22 protein-coding genes are annotated in these 20812 nt (G+C 72.0%); 16 read left to right on the top strand and 6 right to left on the bottom strand.

What is annotated here, in order from left to right; genetic code table 11:
* The first annotated feature begins 2 nt into the window (after positions 1–2).
* From ACIQWX_RS31210 to ACIQWX_RS31180, 7 genes are read left to right on the top strand one after another with little or no spacing between them, the layout of a single operon-like run.
* Positions 3–1214: an ATP-grasp domain-containing protein gene (locus ACIQWX_RS31210; protein ID WP_400878589.1), complete on the top strand. Its 1212-nt coding sequence runs from the start codon at positions 3–5 to the stop codon at positions 1212–1214.
* Positions 1211–2452: an MFS transporter gene (locus tag ACIQWX_RS31205; protein WP_400878587.1), complete on the top strand. Its 1242-nt coding sequence runs from the start codon at positions 1211–1213 to the stop codon at positions 2450–2452. Before ACIQWX_RS31210 ends, ACIQWX_RS31205 begins: the two co-directional genes overlap by 4 nt.
* Positions 2453–2471: 19 nt before the next feature.
* Complete coding sequence (locus tag ACIQWX_RS31200; protein ID WP_400878585.1) at positions 2472–3806, top strand: hypothetical protein; 1335 nt, start codon at positions 2472–2474, stop codon at positions 3804–3806.
* 15 nt (positions 3807–3821) lie between these two features.
* Entirely contained in the window at positions 3822–4496 is a 675-nt protein-coding gene (locus tag ACIQWX_RS31195; protein WP_400878582.1) for a cyclase family protein, read from the top strand.
* A complete protein-coding gene (locus ACIQWX_RS31190) occupies positions 4489–5646 on the top strand; it encodes a DUF362 domain-containing protein (protein ID WP_400878579.1) in 1158 nt (385 codons plus the stop codon). The genes ACIQWX_RS31195 and ACIQWX_RS31190 overlap by 8 nt, the downstream gene beginning before the upstream one ends.
* Complete coding sequence (locus tag ACIQWX_RS31185) at positions 5643–6983, top strand: anthranilate synthase component I family protein (RefSeq protein WP_400878576.1); 1341 nt, start codon at positions 5643–5645, stop codon at positions 6981–6983. The genes ACIQWX_RS31190 and ACIQWX_RS31185 overlap by 4 nt, the downstream gene beginning before the upstream one ends.
* The gene (locus tag ACIQWX_RS31180; RefSeq protein WP_400878573.1) at positions 6980–7561 is read left to right on the top strand and encodes an anthranilate synthase component II; all 582 of its coding nucleotides are present in this window, start codon (positions 6980–6982) and stop codon (positions 7559–7561) included. Before ACIQWX_RS31185 ends, ACIQWX_RS31180 begins: the two co-directional genes overlap by 4 nt.
* Here ACIQWX_RS31180 and ACIQWX_RS31175 read toward each other — a convergent pair.
* Positions 7558–7827: a hypothetical protein gene (locus tag ACIQWX_RS31175; protein ID WP_400878571.1), complete on the bottom strand. Its 270-nt coding sequence runs from the start codon at positions 7825–7827 to the stop codon at positions 7558–7560. The genes ACIQWX_RS31180 and ACIQWX_RS31175 overlap by 4 nt on opposite strands.
* A 265-nt stretch (positions 7828–8092) precedes the next feature.
* Positions 8093–9052: an ArsR/SmtB family transcription factor gene (locus ACIQWX_RS31170; protein ID WP_400878568.1), complete on the bottom strand. Its 960-nt coding sequence runs from the start codon at positions 9050–9052 to the stop codon at positions 8093–8095.
* Between the two features lie 393 nt (positions 9053–9445).
* On the opposite strand from ACIQWX_RS31170, the gene ACIQWX_RS31165 reads away from it, so the two are divergent.
* From ACIQWX_RS31165 to ACIQWX_RS31145, 5 genes are read left to right on the top strand one after another with little or no spacing between them, the layout of a single operon-like run.
* Positions 9446–11665, top strand: a complete 2220-nt coding sequence (locus tag ACIQWX_RS31165) for an ATP-binding protein (protein WP_400878565.1) — start codon at positions 9446–9448, stop codon at positions 11663–11665.
* Positions 11665–12087, top strand: coding sequence for a roadblock/LC7 domain-containing protein (locus ACIQWX_RS31160; RefSeq protein ID WP_400878562.1), 423 nt, complete (start codon positions 11665–11667; stop codon positions 12085–12087). Before ACIQWX_RS31165 ends, ACIQWX_RS31160 begins: the two co-directional genes overlap by 1 nt.
* Positions 12084–12461, top strand: coding sequence for a DUF742 domain-containing protein (locus ACIQWX_RS31155; RefSeq protein ID WP_400878559.1), 378 nt, complete (start codon positions 12084–12086; stop codon positions 12459–12461). The genes ACIQWX_RS31160 and ACIQWX_RS31155 overlap by 4 nt, the downstream gene beginning before the upstream one ends.
* Positions 12442–13029, top strand: a complete 588-nt coding sequence (locus ACIQWX_RS31150; RefSeq protein ID WP_400878556.1) for a GTP-binding protein — start codon at positions 12442–12444, stop codon at positions 13027–13029. Before ACIQWX_RS31155 ends, ACIQWX_RS31150 begins: the two co-directional genes overlap by 20 nt.
* A 19-nt stretch (positions 13030–13048) precedes the next feature.
* Positions 13049–13807, top strand: coding sequence for an MHYT domain-containing protein (locus tag ACIQWX_RS31145; RefSeq protein ID WP_400878554.1), 759 nt, complete (start codon positions 13049–13051; stop codon positions 13805–13807).
* Between the two features lie 192 nt (positions 13808–13999).
* Here ACIQWX_RS31145 and ACIQWX_RS31140 read toward each other — a convergent pair whose 3' ends face one another.
* Positions 14000–14761: an SDR family NAD(P)-dependent oxidoreductase gene (locus tag ACIQWX_RS31140; protein WP_400878552.1), complete on the bottom strand. Its 762-nt coding sequence runs from the start codon at positions 14759–14761 to the stop codon at positions 14000–14002.
* 69 nt (positions 14762–14830) lie between these two features.
* Here ACIQWX_RS31140 and ACIQWX_RS31135 point away from each other — a divergent pair, with 69 nt between their 5' ends.
* Together ACIQWX_RS31135 and ACIQWX_RS31130 are read left to right on the top strand one after the other, a co-directional pair.
* Positions 14831–15331 carry a hypothetical protein gene (locus ACIQWX_RS31135; RefSeq protein ID WP_400878549.1) on the top strand — a complete coding sequence of 167 codons (501 nt, stop codon included), beginning with the start codon at positions 14831–14833 and terminating at the stop codon, positions 15329–15331.
* A gap of 34 nt (positions 15332–15365) precedes the next feature.
* Entirely contained in the window at positions 15366–15908 is a 543-nt protein-coding gene (locus ACIQWX_RS31130) for a ferritin (RefSeq protein ID WP_400878546.1), read from the top strand.
* Positions 15909–15911: 3 nt separating this feature from the next.
* On the opposite strand, the gene ACIQWX_RS31125 is transcribed toward ACIQWX_RS31130, so the two are convergent.
* Positions 15912–16409: a hypothetical protein gene (locus ACIQWX_RS31125; RefSeq protein ID WP_400878544.1), complete on the bottom strand. Its 498-nt coding sequence runs from the start codon at positions 16407–16409 to the stop codon at positions 15912–15914.
* 103 nt (positions 16410–16512) lie between these two features.
* Between ACIQWX_RS31125 and ACIQWX_RS31120 the strand changes: the two genes are divergently transcribed.
* Together ACIQWX_RS31120 and ACIQWX_RS31115 are read left to right on the top strand one after the other, a co-directional pair.
* A complete protein-coding gene (locus tag ACIQWX_RS31120; protein WP_400878541.1) occupies positions 16513–17067 on the top strand; it encodes a TetR/AcrR family transcriptional regulator in 555 nt (184 codons plus the stop codon).
* Positions 17064–17531 (top strand): nitroreductase family deazaflavin-dependent oxidoreductase, encoded by a 468-nt coding sequence (locus tag ACIQWX_RS31115; RefSeq protein WP_400878538.1) that lies wholly within the window; start codon positions 17064–17066, stop codon positions 17529–17531. Before ACIQWX_RS31120 ends, ACIQWX_RS31115 begins: the two co-directional genes overlap by 4 nt.
* A 47-nt stretch (positions 17532–17578) precedes the next feature.
* Here the strand turns inward: ACIQWX_RS31115 and ACIQWX_RS31110 are convergent, their stop codons facing one another.
* Together ACIQWX_RS31110 and ACIQWX_RS31105 are read right to left on the bottom strand one after the other, a co-directional pair.
* Positions 17579–19702, bottom strand: coding sequence for an alpha/beta hydrolase family protein (locus tag ACIQWX_RS31110; protein WP_400878535.1), 2124 nt, complete (start codon positions 19700–19702; stop codon positions 17579–17581).
* Positions 19699–20811 (bottom strand): alpha/beta hydrolase family protein, encoded by a 1113-nt coding sequence (locus ACIQWX_RS31105; protein ID WP_400878533.1) that lies wholly within the window; start codon positions 20809–20811, stop codon positions 19699–19701. Before ACIQWX_RS31105 ends, ACIQWX_RS31110 begins: the two co-directional genes overlap by 4 nt.
* Position 20812 lies beyond the last annotated feature (1 nt).

Genomic DNA, 20812 nt, shown 5'->3' with positions numbered 1-20812 from the left:
ACATGCCGAACCTCGTGATGGTGATGCCCTACAAGGCATACCTCGGCAAGGCGCGGGCGGAGGGCTTCGCGATCACGGCGATCTGGGACCCGGCCGAGGCCACGCGGCTGTTCGGCGCGGACGCGCCCGCGTACCTCAAGGAGGTCGAGAGCCTCGCCGAAAGCCTGTGGCTGGTCGACTTCACCGACCGCGCCGCCTACGCCGAAGCGATCCGCGCGGCCGTCCGGGAAACCGGCGCCCGCCACGTCTGGCACGTCGGCAGCGAGGAGAGCATGCAGCTCGCCTACGAGGTCGCCGACGAACTGGGCGCGGCCGTCAACTCGCCGCGGTCGGTGTTCCTGCTCAACGACAAGCTCGCGATGCGGACCTTGTTGCGTGACAAGGGCATCTCGACGGTCCGGTTCGCCACCGCGGACCGCCGGCAGGACGTCGAACCGCTGCTCGCCGGCTTCACGCTGCCGGTGGTGGTGAAGCCCGCCGCGTTGTCCGCGAGCCGCGGGGTCCGCCTGCTCACCGACCCGGCGGAGCTGCCCGCCTGGGACGCGGAGCTGGCCGGGTACGACGGTCCGGTCCTGGTCGAGGAGTACCTGCGCGGCCCCGAGTTCAGCGTCGAGACGATGACCGTGCGCGGTGAGCACCACGTCGTCGGCGTGACGCGCAAGCTGCTCGGCCCGCTGCCGCACTTCGTCGAGCGGGGCCACCTCTTCGGCGAGCCGGAGACGGCGGAGACGCGGGAGGTGGCCGCACTCGCGGTCGAGCTGCTCGACGCCGTCGGCTACCAGTGCGGCCCGGCGCACACCGAAGTCATCCTGACCGGCGACGGGCCGCGGATCGTGGAGTCGCAGGCCCGGCTGGGCGGGGACAAGATTCCGGACATCATCGGGCACGCGCGCGGCTTCGACGTCAAGCGCGCGATGTTCGCCGCGCTCGCCGGCCGGACCTCGCTGCCGGAGCCGGGTGGGTCGGTGGGACACATCGCGTACTTCTCCTTCCCCACGGGGGTTCTGCAGGCCGTCAAGGGTCTTGATGAGGCTCGTGCACTGGACTATGTGGACACCCTGAACTTCCCCTTCGCGCCCGGAGACGTCCTGCCCGAGACGGTCAGCTCCAAGACCCGGCACGGGTTCGTCATCCTCACCGGGTCCGAGGACGCGGACCAGGCCCAAACCCGCGCGGACCACGTCCGCTCCCTGATCGAGGTAGAGGTCCGATGAGGAGCTTCTTCGCCCTGCACCGCAACGTCCGGGTCCGGATCGGCCTCGCGTTCGTGCACAAGCTGATCGACGCGATGATCCTGACGTTCATCGCGATCTACCTCGCGGCGCACGTCGGCGTCGCGGTCGCCGGCGCGCTGATCCTGGTGTTCGCCGCGTTCGCGGTGGTCGGCATGCTCGTCGGCGGCCACCTGTCCGAACGCTGGGGGCGCCGTCCGGTGCTCGTCATCGGCGACCTCATCGGCACCGGCTTCCTCGCGGTGATGGCCGTCGCGTACTACTCGGAGTGGGGCGCGCTCGCGGTCTACTTCTCCTACGCCGTGGTGAAGTTCGGGACGAACCTGGCGCTGCCGGCCAACGACGCGACGATCATCGACGTGACGCCTCCGGACGAGCGCAAGTTCGTCTACACGGTCAACTACTGGGTGATCAACCTCGCGCTCGGCACCGGCGCGCTGCTCGGCGCTTTCCTGTACAGCGCCCACTTCGGCGCGGTGATCCTCGGCGGCGCGATCGGGATGGCGTTCGCCCTCACGATCACCGTGACGATGGTGGCCGAGACCAAGCCGGAGGTCCCGCGGCCACCCACCAAGCTGACCGGGCTCGCGCAGTTCGTCCAGGGCTACAAGGTCGTGCTCGCCGACTCGACGTTCCGCCGGCTGATCATCGCGGCCACGCTGATCCTGACCCTGGAAGGGCAGCTGAGCACCGCGATCGGCATCCGGCTGTCGACGGACTTCCCGACGCAGCCGGTGTTCCCGTTCGGCGCGGTGACCGGCGTCGAGATGCTCGGCGTGCTCAAGGCGGTCAACACGATCCTGGTCGTCGCCTTCGCGCTGGTGGTCAACACGCTGCTGAAGCGGATGCCGGACCGTGCGCGGCTGTACGCGGGCATCACGTTGTACGCGGGCGGTTTCGCGGTGCTCGCCGTCACCGACGACGCGTGGCTGCTGCTCGTCGCCGTCGTCGTGCTGACCGTCGGGGAGCTGATGAACCTGCCGGTGCAGCAGGCACTCCTGGCCGAGCTGGCCCCGGACGACGGCCGGCCGCGGTACCTGGCCGCGTACTACCTGCACATCCGGTTCGGCCAGATCGTCAACTCGATCCTGATCAGCCTGAGCGCGGTGGTGAGCATGGCCGGGATGGCCGGGATCTACCTGGCCTTCGGCGTCGTGATCATCCTGCAGTACCGGGCGATCCTGGCCCGGCGCGAGACCCGCGTCGCGGTCTCCGCCTGACTCCACTGGGAAGGTAACCATGTCGGCACGGTCCGAGCGGATCACCAAGGCCTACCTCGCCGGGTGCGAGGAGGCGGACAGCCCGCTGCGCCACGCGCGGGCGAGCCTCGAGCTGTCGGAGACCAAGCGCCTGTCCTGGCCCCGGCTGCTGCCGCGGCCGATCGTCGTGGACGAGGCGGAGTACCGGGCGTTCGGCCGGGACCTCGTCACGGTCTACGAACTCGTCGGCAGCCTGCCGCGGCGGCTGTTCGACGGCGACTTCGACCGGTTCCGCCGGTCGCTCGGCATCGACGACCGGCACGCGGCGCTGATGACCCGGCTGCTCGGCGAGGAACCGCCGCCGCTGTACGGCCGCGCCGACGTCTACTACGACGGCTCGGCGTTCAAGCTGCTGGAGTACAACATCGGCAGCGCGCTCGGCGGCCTCGACATGGTCGGCACGCTGCCCAAGGCGTACCTGCGGATCCCGGCCGTCGCGGAGTTCGCCGCCGAGCACGGGCTCGGCTTCCTCGACATGGGCTCCGACCTCGCCGAGGCGCTGCGCAACGCGGGCAAGACGATCGGCGCCGGCGAGCCGGTGGTGGCGATCGTCGAAGGCCCCGGCGGCATGACGACGTACGGCCACCAGCGGCGCGCGATCGCCGAACTCCTGGAAGAAAACGACGTCGCCTGCCGCGTCGGCGAGATCGGCGACCTCGAGTTCCGCTCCGGGAAGCCGTACCTCGACGGCACCGCGGTCGACGTCATCCTGCGCTACTACGGCCTCGAGGAAATGCTGGAGCACCCGGACTGCGACGCCCTCCTGGAACCGGTCTTCCGCGCCCACGAAACCGGCCAGGTCGTGGTCTGGACCCCGACGAACGTGTTCAGCAACAAGGGAACCCTCGCGATGCTGTCGGAGTTCGTCGACACCTTCGAGCCGGCCGAGCGGGCCGCGATCGAACGCGTGCTGCCGTGGTGCCGGATGCTCGGCCGCCCCGGCGCCGGTCCCGACGCGGGCCGCATCGACGAGTGCATCGAGCGTCAGGACCAGCTGGTGTTCAAGCCGACCGGCCTCTACGGCGGCCAGGGCGTCGTCATCGGCCCCGAGGTCGACGCGGCGACCTGGCGGGAGACCCTTGAAGCCGGCTCGCGGACCGGGTCCCTCGTCCAGGAGATCGTGCGGCCCAACCTGGAGACCGTGATCGACCCGGACACCGGCGAGCGCACCGAGTGGTACGCGCTGTGGGCGGCGTTCATGACCCCGGCCGGCCTGTCCGGCGGCGGCGTGCGGGCGATCCCGCCCGGCGGCACCACCGTCATCACGATGATCAACAACCCCGACGTCCGCAACACCTGCCTCTTCACCTGCTGAGCAAGGAGAACCCCGGTGCCCCGACTCGTCGACCTCACCCACGGCTTCTACGACGGAATGCCGTCCTACCCCGCCGACTGGTTCCCGAAGTTCGTCAGCGAACGCTCGATGACGCCGGAGACCGACCCGTACGGCACCAAGCGCACGTTCTCCTACCTGCACGTGTTCCCGCACAACGGGACGCACATGGAGTACAAGCTGCACTTCTACCCCGGCACCGAAGGCATCGACGAGGTGCCCCTGCAGACGTTGATCGGCCGCGCCTGCGTCGCCGACCTGTCGCACAAGGGCGAGCTGGACGAGGTGACCGGCGACGACCTGGAGAAGACGCTGCGCCCGGTGTGGCAGCCCGGCGACCGGTTGCTCATCCGCACGGACTACCTGCGGCACAACTGGGGCCGGCCGGACTACTGGGACCGCCCGCCGTACCTGACGCCGTCGGCCGCGCAGTGGGCCATCGACAACGGCGCGTGCCTGATCGGGTTCGACTGCCTCACCGAGCGTCCGGGCGACGGCGAGTCCCCGGTGCACCACGCGCTGCTGGCCGCCGGCATCCCGTTGCTGGAGTACGTCACCAACATGCACGAGCTGACCAAGCAGGTGGTGCAGCTGATCGCGCTGCCGACCAAGGTCGCCGGCGCCGAAGCCGCGCCCGCGCGCGTAATTGCCGTGGAGGACACCGATGACTGAACAGGTCGCCCTCACGGCCGTCGGCGGTGACGCCGACGTGCCGGACGGCCTGACCCGCATGCTCGACCTGCTCGGCGACCCGCTGGCCGCCCTGCCGGCCGGCGCGGAGGTGCTGATCAAGCCGAACCTGTTCCAGACCGCGCCCGGGTTCCACGTCCGGCCGGCGCTGCTGGCCGCGATCGCCCGCGCCGTCGCCGAACACGGCGCGCGGCCGGTGATCGCCGAGCGCACGCACGCGATCTACGAGATCCTGCGCGACCACGAGGCCGCGAAGTACGCCCGCGTCGTCAGCTTCGACGACTTGCCGCTGCGCATCACCGGCATCCCCGGTGCGACGTCGCTGCGGGTGCCGATCGCCGTCCCCGAGCTGATCCTGGACTGCGACTACTTCATCGGCGTCCCGCAGCTGCGCACGCACGCCAGCGTCGTCTACTCGAACGCGATGAAGAACCTGGTCGGCCTGCTGCCCGGGTACACCACCCGGATCGTGCACATGGCGGGCGTCGACGAGTCCACTGTGGACCTCAACGTGATGCGCCCGCAGGACCTGGTCGTCTGCGACGGAACCACGGTCATCGAGGGCAACTACCCGATGGACGGGCAGGCCCGCGAGGTCGGCTTCCTGGCGGCGAGCCGCAACGCCGTCGCGCTGGACGTCGCCGTCGGGACGCTGGCCGGCTTCGACCCGGACAGCGTCGCGTACCTGCGGGACGCGCACGCGCGGGGGATGGGGCCCCTTTCCCTCGACGACATCGAGCTGCTCGGGACGCCCGTCGACGAGCTGGCGTTCGACATGGTGAAGGCGCCGGTCGAGATCGTCGTGCCCCGCGAAGGGATCCACGTCTACGCCGACAACGCCTGCCCGGCGTGCAGCCGGTTCGTCGCCGGGGCCATGCGGGCGCTGGCCGGCGAACTGTGCGAGTGGGACGGCGAGATGACGGTCATCTCCGGGCCCCAGGTCGAGGTCCCGCCCTTGCGCGGCGAGGTCATCCTCGTCGGGAACTGCCTGTACGAGAGCCGGGACCTCGGCATCTTCGTCGAAGGCTGCCCGCCGCGGGCGATCCAGCTCGCCGCGTTCCGCTACGCCATGGGCAAGCCCGTCGGCGACCACGAACGGACGCAGTTCCGGGTGCCGGCGGTCGCGCGATGATCACGTCCGCGCTGCCCCCGGGCGCCCGGCTGCACCGCTGCGCCGTCCCGCTGGCGTCCACAGTGGACCCGGTGGCGGCGGCCGCGGCCCTGCGGCCGGCGGGGCGCGTCATGCTCACCGCCGGACCGGGCGGCCGGGACGCGGTGCTGGCCGCGGGCGAACTCGCCGTCCTCTCGCACCCCGGCGGCGACGGACCCGCCCCGCTCACCGCCGCGGTGGACCTGCTGGCCGGGCTGGACCTGCCGCCGGGCACCACCGACGCCGAGGCGGCCTGGTACGGGTTCCTGGCCTACGACGCCGCGCGCGACTTCGAGCGGCTGCCCAGCCGGCACCCGGCGAGCGGGCGCCCGGTGTACGAGTTCTTCCTGCCCGAGGTGCTGGTCACCGAGGGGCGGGTGATCGGCCGGGGCACGACCCCCGCGGCCGCCCGCAAGGCGGCCGAGCAGGTCGCCCGGACGCTCGACCGGCTCGTCGTCGCTCCACTCGGCACGGTCGCGGTCGGCACCGGGACGTTCGGCTTCGAGTACGACGAGTACGTCCACGCCCTGCGGCGCGCCCAGCAGCACATCCTCGACGGCGACGTCTTCCAGCTGGTGCTGTCGAACCCGTGGACCGCTCCGGCCACTGTGGACGGACTGGCCGTCTACCGCCGCTTGACGGAGATCAACCCGTCGCCGTACCACTTCTGGTACGGCGGACCGGAGTTCGAAGCCGTGGGCGCGTCGCCGGAGCCGTGCCTGACGCTGTCGGGTGGCCGGGCGCTGATCCGCCCGCTGGCCGGTACGCGACCGCGGGGCCGCGACGGCCGCGCCGACCGGCTCGCCGAAGACGACCTGCGCTCGTCGGTGAAGGAGCTGGCCGAGCACCGGATGCTGGTCGACCTGGCCCGCAACGACCTCGGCCGCGTGTGCCGCCCCGGCACGGTGTCGGTCGAGCGGCTGATGGCCGTCGAGCGGTACTCGCACGTCATGCACCTGACGTCCGACGTGTGGGGCGAGCCGGCCCGCGAGCGCGGCACGGCCGAGCTGATCCGGGCGACGTTCCCGGCGGGCACCATGACCGGCACGCCGAAGGTGCGGGCGATGGAGATCATCGATTCGCTGGAGCCCGCGCGGCGCTGGTTGTACTCGGGCGCGGTCGGCTCTTTCGGGGTGTCGCATGTGGACCTCTACTTGACGATCCGCAGCATGGTCTGGTGCGACGGCGAAATCCGGCTGCAGGCGGGCGGCGGCATCGTCCACGACTCCGACCCGGCGGAGGAGTACGCGGAGTGCCTGGCGAAGCTCGGGTCCGGGGCGCGCGCCCTCGGCGTGACGGTGGAAGGGGCGGCCGCGTGATCTGCGTGCTCGACAACTACGACTCGTTCGTCTACAACCTCGTGCAGTACCTGGGCGACCTGGGCGCGTCGTGCCAGGTGTACCGCAACGACGAGGTGTCGGTGGCCGACGTCGCCGCGCTCGAGCCGGAGCTGGTGCTGATCTCGCCGGGCCCGGGCGCCCCGGCGGACGCGGGCATCTCGGTCGAGCTGGTCCGCGCGCTGGCGGGCCGGGTACCGATCCTCGGGGTGTGCCTCGGCCACCAGGCGATCGGCGCGGCGTTCGGCGCCCGGGTGGTGCACGCCGCCGAGCCGATGCACGGAAAGTGCTCACCCTTGGCCCACGACGGCCGCGGCGTGTTCGCGGGGTTGCCGAACCCCTTGACGGTGGCCCGGTACCACTCGCTGGTGCTGGACCCGGCGTCGCTGCCGGCGGACCTGCTCGTGACGGCGTGGTCGTCGACGGGCGAGGTGATGGGGGTCCGGCACCGCGAGCTGCCGATCGAGGGGGTCCAGTTCCACCCGGAGTCGCTGTTCACCGAGGGCGGGATGGCGATGGTGGCGAACGCGATGCGCTCGCGCACCCTCGTCCGCAGCTAGACGAGCTCGGCCGAGACGACCGACGGCAGCGAGCGCAGGCGGTCGAGCAGGGGTTCGGTCTCCTCGGCGGCCAGCAGGACCGCGCAGACCATGCTGCTCTCGCGGACGCCGTCCTTGATGTCGACGGACAGCTCGTGGACGAGGTGGCCGCCCAGGGCGCTGACCAGCGCCGGGATCTCGTCGGCGCCGCCGACGAAGTACGTGGCGATGCGGCGGCGCAGCAGCATCGCCGAACGGGTCGCGGGAATGGCGAAGGAAGTGGACACGGCTGATCTCCCGAACTGAGAAGGAATGAGATCGGGGCCAGGTCCCGAGAAAGAGCGATCGCCTACGCCGCGCGCCGGCGACCTGGGTTCAGCCGGCGCGCCGGGTTACGAGTCGCGAGGACGTCATGAGGCGCTGCACGGCGACAGGCTAACACGACGCCCACGCCCCGGGGCAACACCGAGCGCCCGGACGTCATGAACGACTCTTTCAGCGCGCCGGACGTCATGAACGACCCTTTCATGACGTCCGCGGGCTGGGCCCTGGTCAGCCGGCGCGGATGACGCCCAGGCCCAGCGGCGTGATCTCGTGGATCTGCGACTTGCCCGACCGGGCGCTGGTGATCAGCCCGCTCGCCCGCAGCACCGACGCGTGCTGGCTGGCCGTCGCCAGTGACACGCCCGTCGCCGCCGCCAGCTCGCTCGTGTTGCACCTCGTCGTCGCGACCGTCACCAGGACCCGCGCCCGCGTCTGGCCCAGCAGCGCCACCAGGGACTTCCCCGGCTCGGCGTCGCTGTCGAAGCGCGGCTGGCCGATCGAGTACACCAGCACCGGCGGCAGGTCCGGGTCCTTGTACGTCGTCGGCATGCCGTGCGCGAAGAACGTCGGGATCAGGCGGAGGCCGCGGCCGTCGAGGTGCAGTTCCTGCTCGATCGGGAAGCGCACCCGCAGCACGGGCGGCGTCCAGGTGACGTCCGGGTGCACCGTCGAAAGCAGCAGCTGCGGCCCGCCGCGGTCCAGGTTCGCCTGCAGCCGGCGGCGGTCGCGGGCGACGGCGTGGCGGACCGTCGCCCAGTCCGGGGCCAGGCACCGGCGGTAGTAGTCGTGCAGGCCGGTGCCGAGCCGGTGCAGTTCGCGGGTCTCGCCGCCCGCCAGCCGGCGCAGCCACGGCGTGACGCGCGTGCCCTGCGCCGCCAGCTCGGCGACGTCCGCGGCCAGCGCCTTCGCCGGGGTCCCGAGCACCGCGGTGACGCCGTCACCGATCGTGGCGTGCCCGGCCGGGGTGAGGAAGTCCGGGCAGTACCCGTACGGCGGGACGGCCGACATCAGCAGCCTGCCGGACTCGGGGACGGCGGTGCGCGAGCCCTTGCGCCACCGGCCGAAGAACGGCTCGCCCTCGGGACGGCGGATCCGGTAGCTGCTCATCAGCAGCTCCCACATCGGATCGGCGTCCTCGGCGATGGTCACCTTCGCCAGGTCCGCGTCGGTGAAGTGGATCTTCAGCATGCCCGCACCGCCCTTTCCCGGCCGAGGATAGCCGCGGTGACGCGGAGTGACGTTTCACCCAGGCGCAAAAGGTCCGCGCGGCTGTTGACGCTGCTCACGAGCCGCTGGCACCGTCGTGCTCACCTCCCGCCGGATTTCACGGCGAGTGGCGCGGGCCGGCTGGGGGTCGGCCCGGCCGGCGACCGTCCGAAGCGGACGGAAATTCACGCACTCCGCGAAGGCGAAAAGCCGAGTCGCCGCCCATTACCCTGTGTAGCTGATGCATACGGGGGAAACGGCTGCCGTTCCTTGACAGCACCGCCGCCCGCGGAGTTATGTCTCCGGTCTGAATTCCGGAAAAAAGTTCCCGGAAATCGTTCTCGGGTCACCGGTACGAATCGAGCCACGCCACCGATGAAAGAAGATGAACCGCTTCGCCGTCGTTCCGCCGCGTCGTGGAATCCCGGTAGCTGGCGGCTGCGCACCAAGATCTCCGTCGTGTTGCTGCTGCCCGTCCTGGTCGCGCTGCTGCTGGCCGGCGGGCGGGTGCAGGCCGAGCTCGCCCAGGCCGGCGCGTTGAGCGCCGTGCGCGACCAAATGCCGGTCGTGCAAGGGATCGCCGAGCTCACCGGCCTCGTCGACGAGGAGCTGATCCACGACGGCGCGGCCGCGCAGACCGCCGCGGTCGACGCGAAAACCGCCACGATCCGCCACGACGCCGAATTCGCGCAGCTCGGCCCGGAGCTTTCCCGCGCACTGGAAGATCAATTGGGAAAATTGGCCGGCCTGCGTGAACAGGAAGGACCGGCCGGGGCGAAAGCCGCCGCTTACCACGACTTCGTCGTCGGCTTGAGCGAAGTGATCCCCGGCGTCGTCGCCCAGGCCGGGAACGTCGATCTCGACGCCCCGGCCGATATCACGAAAGCATTGACGCAGCTGAGGACGTCGCTGGCCGGCCAGGAGGTGCCTGCCGGAAGATCCGCGGACTCGCTCGCGGCCGCCGTCGCCGAAGAGGCGGTGCTCACCGGGCAGATCCGCCGCGCGCTGCCGTCCGGTGCGGCGGCGGCGCGGTTCGCCGCCGCGACCATCCCCGGCGCCGGCGGGCCCGCGGCCAAGCGCGCGGCGCTCGGAACCATCCTGGACGACCAGGTGAAGACCCTTTCCGACGCGGTCGGCGCGCGGACCAACCTCATCCGGTCCGACGCGCTGCGCGACGCCGCCCTGGTGATCGCGGCGCTGCTCGGCGCCCTCGCCATCGCGCTCGCCGTGGCCCGCTCGGTGGTCGCCCCGATCCGGCGCCTGCACGTGGCCGCCGTCGACACCGCGCGCCGCCGGCTGCCCGCCACCATCGAGCGGATCCGGGAGGGCGACGACGTCGACTGGCAGGCGACCGAACGGCTGCCCGTCGAGTCCGACGAGGAGGTCGGCGAACTGGCCCGCGCCTTCGACGACATGCACCGGCAGGCGGTGCGGCTGGCCGTCGGCGAGCAGGCCGAGATGCGGATCCAGGTCAGCGAGATGTTCATGACGCTGTCGCGGCGCAGCCAGTCGCTGGTGGAGCTGCAGCTGTCGGTGATCGAGGACCTCGAAGCCGACGAGCAGGACCCGCAGCGGCTGGCCGAGCTCTTCCGGATCGACCACATCGCCACCCGGCTGCGGCGCAACGGCGAGAACCTGCAGGTCCTCGCGGGCGGGCGGCCGGTGCGCCGCGACGTCGGCCCGGTCGCGACGGTCGAGCTGCTGCGCGCGGCGACCTCGGAAGTCAAGGACTACCAGCGCGTCACGCTCGGCAACGCGCCCCGCGGGTCGGTGCAGTCCGAGGCCGCGGCCGACGTCGTGCACATCCTCGCGGAGCTGCTGGAGAACGCGATCCGGTCGTCCCCGCCGGACGAGCAGGTCGTGCTCACCGCCGACCGCGGCTTCGACGGCGGCGTGCTGATCGAGGTCGTCGACGTCGGCCTCGGGATGACCCGCGAGGACCTCGAGGCGGCGAACGCCCGGCTGGCCGCCGGCGCGTCGGTGAGCCCGGAGACCACCCGCCGGATGGGCCTGTTCGTGGTCAGCAGGCTCGCCGCGTCGCACGGGATCACCGTGCGGCTGCGGCACACGACCACGCGGACCGCGAGCGCCGGCATCACCGCCAGCGTGCACGTGCCGGGGGCGCTGATCCTGGTCGACCTGCCCCCGCGCCCCGGGCTCCCCGCGGCGCCGCCGCCCCGCAACGGCACCGCCCGCCACGAGCCGGAACCCCGGTGGCCCGCCGAAGAACCGCCGTCCGTCGCGGACCCCGCGCCGATGCCGACGCCGATCTTCGACCAGATGCTTTCGCACTGGTTCGCCGACCCGCCCGCGCAACCGGCGCGTCCCGGCGAGTGGGCGACCCCGGCCGACGACGTCCGGCAGGCCGCCGAAGCCGCGGTCGGCACGCTGGACGACCTCGAGTTCACCGAGTCCGGCCTGCCGACCCGGCAGCCCGGCGCCCAGCTCGCGCCCGGTTCGGTCACCCCGCGCAAGCCGCCGGAGGCCGACACGTCGTTCCGGGACCCGGCCGCGGTGCGGAGCAACCTTTCCCGGCACTACAGCGGCATGCGAGCGGCCCGCCACCGGGTCGCGACCGACCCGAAGGGCCAGTGATGGAGGGAGCGGAAGTGATCGAGGGGTCCCGGAACTGGCTGGTTTCGGCGTTCACGCAGGAGGTGCCGGGCGTCGCGCACGCCGCGCTCGTCTCGGCGGACGGCCTGCTCGTGGCGGCGAACGACTCGATGCCGCGTGACCGGGCGGACCAGCTCTCCGCGATCGCGTCCGGGCTCGCGAGCCTGGCGCTGGGCACCGCGGACCTGTTCACCGCCGGCCGGGTCGTGCAGTCGGTCATCGAGATGGAGCAGGGCTTCCTGCTGCTGATGAACGTCGGCGACGGCTCGAACCTGGTGGTGCTGGCCAACCCGGGCTGCGACATCGGCCTGGTCGGCTACGAGATGACGCTGCTGGTCGACCGGGTCGGGAAGAGGGTCGAGACGCCCGCGCGGCCGGCAGCGGCACCCGGGGCGAGCCGGTGACCGAAGGCCGGCGACGCGAAGGCGGGCGGCACGCGGCATCACTGGCCCGCCCGTACGCGTGGACCGCCGGGCGCACCCGGCCGACGGTCGACCTGGCGGTGGAAGCCCTCGTCGAGACGACGGCCGAGGGGCGGACGGCGCCCTTCAGCCCGACCAACCCCCTGGCCGCGGTGACGCAGCTGTGCCTGCAGCAGCGCTCGGTGGCGGAGGTCGCGCTGCACCTGGGCGTGCCGCTGGGCGTGGCCCGGGTGCTCATCGGCGACCTGCTGGTCGCCGGCCAGGTGTCCATTCGCGACACGCTCACCGCGGACGCCTCCTTCGACGAACGCAACGACCTGCTCGAAAGGGTCCTCAGTGGACTACGTGCTCTCTGACAAGCGGATCACCTCGGCCAAGATCGTGGTGGCGGGCGGGTTCGGGGCCGGCAAGACGACGTTCGTCGGCGCCGTCTCCGAAATCGACCCGCTGCGCACCGAAGCCGTGATGACGGCCGCGGCCATCGGGGTCGACCGGACCGAAGCGGTGCCGGGGAAGTTCGCCACGACGGTGGCGATGGACTTCGGCAGGCTCACGCTGGCCGACGACCTGATCCTCTACGTGTTCGGCACGCCGGGCCAGCACCGGTTCTGGTTCATGTGGGACGACCTCGTCTGCGGTGCGGTGGCGGCGATCGTCCTGGTCGACACGCGCCGGCTGGCGGACAGCTTCGCCTCGATCGACTTCTTCGAGTCGCGCGGGCTGCCGTTCCTGATCGCGGTCAACCAGTTCCAGGACACCCGCCAGCACCCGCCGGAGCAGGTGCGCGAAGCGCTGAAGATCCCGGCGGAGGTCCAGGTCATCACCTGCGACGCGCGTTCGCCGGAATCGACGAAGCAGACCCTCATCGCCGCGGCCGAGTACGCCTTGGCCGCATTGCACGCGCCGCGGCAGCGGCAAGCCTGACGGGAGCCGGGAAATGCACATGGACCACGACGACTTCGCGATGGGTAACTGGCTCGTCGTGCTCGCCTACCTCACTTCGGTGGTGGGGTGCGCCCTCGGCCTGGCGTGCACGCTGCAGGCGCGCACGACGGACAACGCGCGCACCCGGCTGACCTGGCTCGGGCTCGCGGCGCTGTCGATCGGCGGCGTCGGCATCTGGGTCATGCACTTCATCGCGATGCTCGGGTTTTCGACGCCGGGGCAGCCGGTGCGCTACGACATCCCGCGCACGGCGCTGTCCGCGGTCCTGTCGGTGGCGGCGGTGTTCTGCGGCCTGCTCGTGTTCGGCGTCCGCAACCGGTTCGCCTGGCGGCGGCTGCTGCTCGGCGGGCTGCTGACCGGGCTCGCCGTGGCGGTCATGCACTACACGGGGATGTGGGCGGTCGAGGTCAAGGGCACGATCGGCTACGACCCGGCACTGGTGGCGCTGTCGGTGGTGATCGCGGTGGTGGCCGCGACGGCGGCGCTGTGGTTCACGGTCGGGCTGGACAAGCTGCTGCCGCGCCTGGCGGCGGGTTTGGTGATGGCGGCGGCGGTGACGGGCATGCACTACACGGGCATGGCGGCGGTCCGCCTGCACCTCGACCCGGGAGCACCGGATCCCTCGGGTGCGGAGGTGTTTTCGTTCCTGTTCCCGGTGTTCGTGTTGGCGGCGCTGGCGATGGCGGTGCCGATCTGCGCGGTGCTGATGGCATCGTCCAGCTCGGACGCCCCGCGGCACACGACGACGGTCTCGTGAGCGGCGTGCGCAGCCGAGGTCTTGAATGACTCATTCAAGACCTTTCGAGGAGGGCGGTGGCCGGTCAGTCCGATGTGGACATCGGCGGCGGTGGTGCGCCTCGATCAGCTCGAGGATTCGGGACCCCAGCAGCGCGCCCCCGTCGACGGTCGGCAACGCCATCGCGCCTTGAGAACTTGAACGTGTTCCGCGCTACCAGGTCGGCCGCGCGGTGACCCCGCCGTCGACGACGAGGTCGTGCCCGGTGACCCACGAAGCCAGCGGGGAAGCCAGGAAGACGCACGCGTTGCCGACGTCTTCCGGCGTGCCGAGCCGGCCCAGCGGCGCGGCGCGCTGCCAGCGTTCGACGCCCTCGGGCCAGTCGCGCTCGAGTCCGTCTCGCGCGATCAGCCCGGGCGACACGGTGTTGACGCGGATCCCGCGCGGCCCGTACTCGAGTGCGGCACCGCGGGCGTGCATGACGAGCGCCGCCTTGGCCGCGCTGTAGTGGACGTGCCCGGGCGCGGGCTGCCGGGCTTCGATCGACGCGACGTGCGTGACGCTGCCGCCGTCACCCAGCAACCGCGCGGCCGCTTGGGTGCAGGAGAAAGCGCTGGTGAGGGTGGCGTCGAGCATGGCGCGCCAGTCGTCGACGGTCAGGTCCGCGAGGGGCGCGACGGGCTGGGCGCCGGCGTTGTTGACGAGCGCGTCGAGCCGCCCGCCCCACTCCGCGACGGCTGCCAGGAGTGCGTGGCAGGCGTCGTCGTCGGTGAGTTCGGCGGCGAAGGCGCGAGCGAGACCGCCCGCGGCTTCGATGGCGTCGACGACGTCGTCGCCCGCACCGGGACGGCGGTGGTGCACGGCGACCGCACTGCCGGCTTCGGCGAACCGAAGGGCGATCCCGCGGCCGATGGTGCCGGACGCGCCGGTGACGCAGGTGACGGTCCCGGAGAGGTCGGGAAGGTGGCTCGGCACAGCGCGGATCGTAGCTCCCGGCGGAATTCTCCAGGCGGATTCGCCGCTTTTCCCCGGTATCGTGCCGTCATGCTGCCGCTCACCCAAGCCGCACCGGGGTCCGCGCCGTGGTGGGGTGTGCCCGTGATCGCCGGGGGCTTCCTGCTCGCGGGCGTGGTGATCGCGTTCCTCGCGACGTCGCTGAGCGATCGGCGGCGGCTGAACCGCGAGGACCGGCGCCAGTGGGACCGCGACATCCGCGACGCCTACCTGGAGATCACCCGGTACTTCGGGCGGATCACCGCGTTCCGCTACCAGGTGCTGAGCGCCGAAGGCGACCGCCGTTCGAGGTACCAGGCCGGCGCGGAGGCGCTGGCGGGCCTGCGCGAGCAGGTCGCGATGCTGGAGGTGATCGGGACGCCGGCCGTGATCGCCCGGGCGCACGAGCTGGAAGACCGCAGTGCCGCGGTCGTTTCCCTGTGGCACGAGCTGATCAACCCCGGGAAACCCGAGTACCGGGCCCTGAACGCGGCCCGCAACGACCTGCTCGACGCCGTCAAGGACAGCGTCCGGGGCGCCCGCCGCTCGTAGCCCGCGCGGCCGCGAAGGCCGTACCTTGTCAGGCATGGCCGATACCCAGCGTTCGAAGTTCTCCGAACTCCTGCAGGCGCAGATCCGGCACGAGTTCACCGCCGCGCAGCAGTACATCGCCCTCGCCGTCTGGTTCGATGCCCGTGACCTGCCGAGGCTGGCGAAACGCTTCTACCGGCAGTCGATCGAGGAGCGCAACCACGCGCTCGCCATGGTCCAGTACCTGCTCGACCGCGACCAGCCGGTGGTGATCCCCGGCAGCGGCGACGTCCGCAACGAATTCTCCAGCGCCCACGAGGCCATCGAGCTCGCCCTCGACCAGGAGCGGGCGGTGACCGCCGACATCGAGGCCATGGCGAAGGCCGCGCGGGTGGAGGAGGACTACCTCGGCGAGCAGTTCGTCGCCTGGTTCCTCAAGGAGCAGGTCGAAGAGGTGGCCCAGATGTCCACGCTGCTCACGGTCGTCGAGCGCGCCGCGGACAACCTCTTCGAGGTCGAGAACCACCTCTACCGCGAGGCGGCCACGGGCGTCGAGGACGCGCCGGACATGCCGCCGGTCGCCGGCGGCAAGCTCTGACGGCTACATGACGGCGGTCAGCCACATGGCCAGCCAGAGCGTCTGGCTCAGCGCCACCGCGAGCAGGCCCAGCTTGGCGATCCGCCGGCGCCGTTTGACCAGGCCCGCGACGAGCACGAAGAGCCCGAGCAGCAACGCGGTCAGGGCGGCCAGGTAGGTCATCACCCCGAAGAAGGTGAGGAGCCCTTCGTCGCTGTCGCCCGAGGACCGCTCCCGCAGCCAGAACGCGAAGTCGGCCAGTGCGGCGAACACGGAGGTGGCCGCGCCCGCGCCGACGGCCACGGCGGCCGCGCGGGCGAGCTTCCGCCCGGGTGGCTGCTCGACGGCGGGGGCGGGCGGCGGCGCGGGCAGCCGCGGCGAACCGGCGGGCGCCCGCGGTGGGGGCGCGGCGACCTGCCGCTTGGCCCGCGAAGCGCGCCACTGCGCGAAGGCGACCCAGGCCCCGACGGCGGCCGCGATCGCGTTGATGAGCCCGGTGAGCACCGAAAGGAACTCGTTCACGGCGTCCAGTATCGGCCCTTTCCGGCCGAACGTTCGATCTACGGACCAGCGCGGAGTACGATCAGGGCAGTCGTACAGGACGATCGCCCTGATCGGAGGCTCCATGACTTCACCGGCGGCCGCGCGCGGCGCGGAGGTCCGGCAGCGGCTGCTGGCGGCGGCGGCGGAACTCGTCCCGGAACGCGGCTGGCCCGCGGTCAGCACCCGGGTCATCGCCGACCGCGCGGGCGTCACGCCCAGCGTCGTGCACTACCACTTCGCCTCGGTGCAGGTGCTGCTCGCCGAGGCCGTGCTGGCCGCGATGCGCGCCGTGGCCGGCGAGGTCGAGCCGGTGCTGGAGCGGGCGCGCACGCCCGGAGAGGTCGTCGACGCGCTGGCCGGCTCGGTCGAGCGGTACACCGGCGCCGATCCGGCGTCGCTGCTGTTCGTCGAGGCATACCTGGCCGCGACGCGCGACGAGGCCCTGCGGCGCGGCATCGCGGAGATCCTCGACGGCCTGCGGACGCGGCTCGGCGCCCGGTTCCGCGCCCTCGGCGTCCCGGACGCCGACGCGACCGCGGCGGTGCTCGTCGCCACCGTCGACGGGTTGCTGCTGCACCGGCCGCTGAGTCCCGCTCCGGCACCCGCGGCCGTCCTGCGCCGGCTGGTCCGGCCGTGACGGCGGCGCGGCCCGGACGGGTCCTGCGAGCGGTCTTCCGGGCCCCGGTGCGCCTGTACGACCACGGCTTCGGGTGGCTGCTCGGCCGGCGGTTCCTGTGCCTGACGCACGTCGGCCGCCGCTCGGGGCGGGCCTACCGCACGGTCCTGGAAGTCGTCGGCGTCGCGCGCGGCGAGTACTTCGTGGTGGCCGGGCTGGGTGCGGGCGCGGACTGGTTCCGCAACGTCCAAGCCCGGCCACCGGTCGACGTCGTGGTGGGCCGGCGCCGGTTCGCGCCCCGGCACCGGGTGCTCGACGAGGCCGAAGCCGTCGACGTACTCGCGCGCTACGAGCACCGCAACCGGTTCGCGGCCCCGATCCTGCGCCACGTGCTGAGCAAGCTCCTGGGCTGGAGGTACGACGGCAGCGAGGACGCACGCCGGCGGATGGCGAGCCAGTTGCCGATCGTGGGACTCCGGGCCTAGCGAAGCGGAAGCGGCACACCCCCAACGCGTGCCGCTTCCGCCTCTTTTCAGCGGCAGAACGAGACTTCCGGATAACCCGGCGCATCGAGCACCGGCCGATTCTCGCCCCGCAGGTGCCGGTCGAAGAACGCGGTCACGTACGCCCGCGTGATCTCCTGCGTCCGCGCGGCGCTCGTCGTCGCGCCGACGTCGACGCCGAGCTGGTCGCCGACCAGGCCCACGTCGGTGAAGGACGCGTGCCGCGTGCCCGCCACCTCGACCCAGCGCTTCCAGCCCGTCATCTGCGCCCAGTCCCGTTCCCACTCGACGTTCCCCGGCGCGCACTTCGGGGTCTGCTCGTGGTTGACGAACAGGAACGGCCGCGCCAGCCCGGGTGCGGTGAGCGGGACCTCCGTGCGTCCGTCGATGTCGATCCCGGCGCGGATCCGGGAGTCGGCGACCATCGCCGGGATCGTGCTCGCGCCGCCCATGGAGTGCCCCGCCATCCCGATCCGGGACGCGTCGACCAGCGGCGCCCACCGGGAGTGCGTCAGGGAGTCCAGCACGAACGACACGTCGGCGGCCCGGCCCAGTTCCAGCTTCGTCCAGAAAGCGTTGTCGTGCGGCACGTCGCAGGACGCGCACCCGGCGAAGCGCCCGTCGGGGAAGCTCGTGCCGGTGTTCTCGTAGGTGTGGCCGACGAGCGCGACGGCGTACCCGTGGCTCGCCAGATCCTCGGCCAGGGCGCTGAGCGTGGCGCGGGGTTTCGTGTAGCCGGGCGAAAGCACCACCAGCGGCAGGTGGGCACCGGCCGGCCGGGCGTCGGCCACCGAGTTGGTCACCAGCTTCGTGAGCAGGTCCGGTGGCACGTCGAGGCCGCTGCCTGCGAGCAACGCCGCCGATTCGGCCGCCGTCAGGTACCGCGTCTTCGGCCCGGGCGAAGGAACCGCCGGGTAGAAGAGCGACACCATCAGCTCCCGGTACGGCACCGACGGCACCCACGGGTCGGGCCGCGAGGTGTCCTTCAGGTACACCTGCGTGCTGCCGACCGGCCGGTCTCCGGTCGGCGCGGGCAGGTAGGGCGTGGACGTCATGGCGAAGTCGACCTCCGGGTACCGCGGTGACGGCTGGTCCAGCAGCGGCTGCGGCCGGCCGCGCAGGTGCTGGTCGAAGAACGCGCGGACGTAGGCCGCCGTGATGGCCTGCCCGCGCGGGGCCGGGGTGGTCGCGCCGAAGTCCAGGCCGAGCTGCTCGCCCACCAGGCCGATGTCGGTGAACGACGGGTGCTGCATGCCGGCCACGGTCAGCCAGCGCTTCCAGCCCGTCAGCTGCTTCCAGTCCTCGGTCCAGGTGGCCGACTCGACCCCGGTTCCCGGTGCGTACGTGTTCTGCCTGCCGAAGAACAGGAACGGCCGGTCGAGGCCGGGAGCGAGCAGGGGATCCTCCTGCGTGCCGTCCACGTCGATCCCGGCCTTGATCCGGGGGTCGGTCACCATCGCGTTCACCGTGCTCGTGCCGCCGACGGAGTGCCCGGCCATGCCGATCCGGGACGGGTCGAGCAGCGGTGCCCACTTCGAGCGCGTCAGCGAATCCAGCACGAACGACACGTCCTTCGCCCGGCCGCGCTGCAGTTTCTGCCAGAACTCGGTGCTGTAGCTGCCGCAGGCCGCGCAGCCGGTGACCCGGCCGTCCGGGAAGGTGGTGGCCACGTTCTCGTAGGTGTGGTCGAGGAGGACGACGAGGTAACCGTGGCTCGCCAGGTCCTCGGACAGCGAGGTCAGCTCGGCGCGGGGCCGTTTGAAGCCGGGGGACAGGACGACGGCGGGCAGGCCGTGCCCGGCCGGCCGGGCGTCGACGACGGCGTCGGTGTGCACCGTCGTCAGGACCGACGGCGGGATGCCCTCGATGCCGGCTTCGTCGAGGACGGCCTTCGCTTCGGCTTCGGACATGAACCGCTTCGCCGCCCCCGGCGCGGGAACCGCCGGGTAGAACAGCGAAACCATCAGCTCGCGGTAGGGCACGGCGGGCACCCACGGGTCGGCGCGCGAAGTGTCCTTCAGGTGCAGCGAGGTGGTGCCGACCGGCCGGGTGCCGGTCGGTTTCGCCAGGGACAGCGCCGGGGTCGCCGAAGCGGCCGGGGAGGCCAAGCCGAGCGCGAGCGCGGTGACCGCCGTGAGGATCGTCGTCTTCATCCGATGAACGTCACTTCCGGGTAGGCGGGCGAAGGCGCCGCCAGCAGCGGCTGCGGCCGGCACCGCAGGTGCAGGTCGAAGAAAGCGCTTACGTAGTTCCGCGTGATCGTCAGCGCGCGGCCGGCGTCGATCGTCGCGCCGAGGTCGACGCCCAGCTGCTCGGCCAGCACCCCGAGGTCGGTGAACGACGCGTGCGCCGTGCCGGACACCATGAGCCAGCGCTTCCAGCCCGTGAGGTGCGTCCATTCCGTTTCCCAGTCGTCGTACGGACCCTGCTGACCCGGCACGTAGTCGTCCATGCTGCCCAGGAACAGGAACGGCCGCGACAGCCCCGAAGCCGGCAGCGGGACGTGGATGCTCCCGTCCACGTCGGCCCCGGCCCGGATGCGCGGGTCGGCCAGCATCGCCTGTGTCGTGATCGCGCCGCCCGCGGAGTGGCCGGTCATGCCGATCCGCGCCGGGTCGATCAGGGCGCCCCACTTCTTCGAGCGCAGCAGCTCGTCGAGCACGAACGACGTGTCCTTCGACCGGACTTGCGCGAACTTCTCCCAGAACCCGGGCTGGTCGTCGACCTCGCAGGCGGCGCAGCCGGTGACGTGCCCGTCGGGGAACGTAGTGGCGCGGTTTTCGTAGGTGTGGTCGATCGCCGCGACGGCGTACCCGCGGCTGGCGAGCTCCTCGGCCAGCGCGGTGAGCGTGGCGCGCGGCTGCGTCCAGCCCGGGGACAGCACGACCAGCGGCAGGCCGTGCCACCGCCCGGCCGGCTTCGCGTCGACGACGGCGTTCGTCTTGACGGTGCTCATGATGTCCAGGGGCAGCCCCGGGATGTTCTCCCGTTCGAGGTTGCGTTCGGACTCCAGCGGTGTCATGTACTGCTTCGTGGGCCCGTGCGCCGAGGCCGCCGGGTAGAAGACGGAAACCATCAGCTCCCGGTAGGGCACGGCCGCCACCCAGGGATCGGGGCGCGACCTGTCCACAAGAAACAGTGTGCTGACGCCGACGGGCTCGTGGCCGGTCGGGCGCGGCAGGTAGGGCGTCGTGGCCGCCGATGCGGACGGCGACGCGGAGAGCGTGAGTGTCAAAGCGGTGGCTATCGCGAGAGTGCGCATG

This window comes from Amycolatopsis sp. NPDC098790, assembly GCF_044759945.1.
Classification (GTDB): Bacteria; Actinomycetota; Actinomycetes; order Mycobacteriales; family Pseudonocardiaceae; genus Amycolatopsis.
The sequence above is the reverse complement of the archived record's forward strand: the minus strand, read 5'-3'. Positions and strand labels throughout refer to the sequence as shown.

Bases quoted from the DNA above. Each gene is read 5' to 3' on its own strand.
- ACIQWX_RS31210 (WP_400878589.1), top strand. From the start codon at position 3: ATGCCGAACCTCGTGATGGTGATGCCCTACAAGGCATACCTCGGCAAG.
- ACIQWX_RS31205 (WP_400878587.1), top strand. From the start codon at position 1,211: ATGAGGAGCTTCTTCGCCCTGCACCGCAACGTCCGGGTCCGGATCGGC.
- ACIQWX_RS31200 (WP_400878585.1), top strand. From the start codon at position 2,472: ATGTCGGCACGGTCCGAGCGGATCACCAAGGCCTACCTCGCCGGGTGC.
- ACIQWX_RS31190 (WP_400878579.1), top strand. From the start codon at position 4,489: ATGACTGAACAGGTCGCCCTCACGGCCGTCGGCGGTGACGCCGACGTG.
- ACIQWX_RS31185 (WP_400878576.1), top strand. From the start codon at position 5,643: ATGATCACGTCCGCGCTGCCCCCGGGCGCCCGGCTGCACCGCTGCGCC.
- ACIQWX_RS31170 (WP_400878568.1), bottom strand. From the start codon at position 9,052: ATGCTGAAGATCCACTTCACCGACGCGGACCTGGCGAAGGTGACCATC.
- ACIQWX_RS31165 (WP_400878565.1), top strand. From the start codon at position 9,446: ATGAAAGAAGATGAACCGCTTCGCCGTCGTTCCGCCGCGTCGTGGAAT.
- ACIQWX_RS31160 (WP_400878562.1), top strand. From the start codon at position 11,665: ATGGAGGGAGCGGAAGTGATCGAGGGGTCCCGGAACTGGCTGGTTTCG.
- ACIQWX_RS31145 (WP_400878554.1), top strand. From the start codon at position 13,049: ATGGACCACGACGACTTCGCGATGGGTAACTGGCTCGTCGTGCTCGCC.
- ACIQWX_RS31135 (WP_400878549.1), top strand. From the start codon at position 14,831: ATGCTGCCGCTCACCCAAGCCGCACCGGGGTCCGCGCCGTGGTGGGGT.
- ACIQWX_RS31130 (WP_400878546.1), top strand. From the start codon at position 15,366: ATGGCCGATACCCAGCGTTCGAAGTTCTCCGAACTCCTGCAGGCGCAG.
- ACIQWX_RS31120 (WP_400878541.1), top strand. From the start codon at position 16,513: ATGACTTCACCGGCGGCCGCGCGCGGCGCGGAGGTCCGGCAGCGGCTG.
- ACIQWX_RS31110 (WP_400878535.1), bottom strand. From the start codon at position 19,702: ATGAAGACGACGATCCTCACGGCGGTCACCGCGCTCGCGCTCGGCTTG.
- ACIQWX_RS31105 (WP_400878533.1), bottom strand. From the start codon at position 20,811: ATGCGCACTCTCGCGATAGCCACCGCTTTGACACTCACGCTCTCCGCG.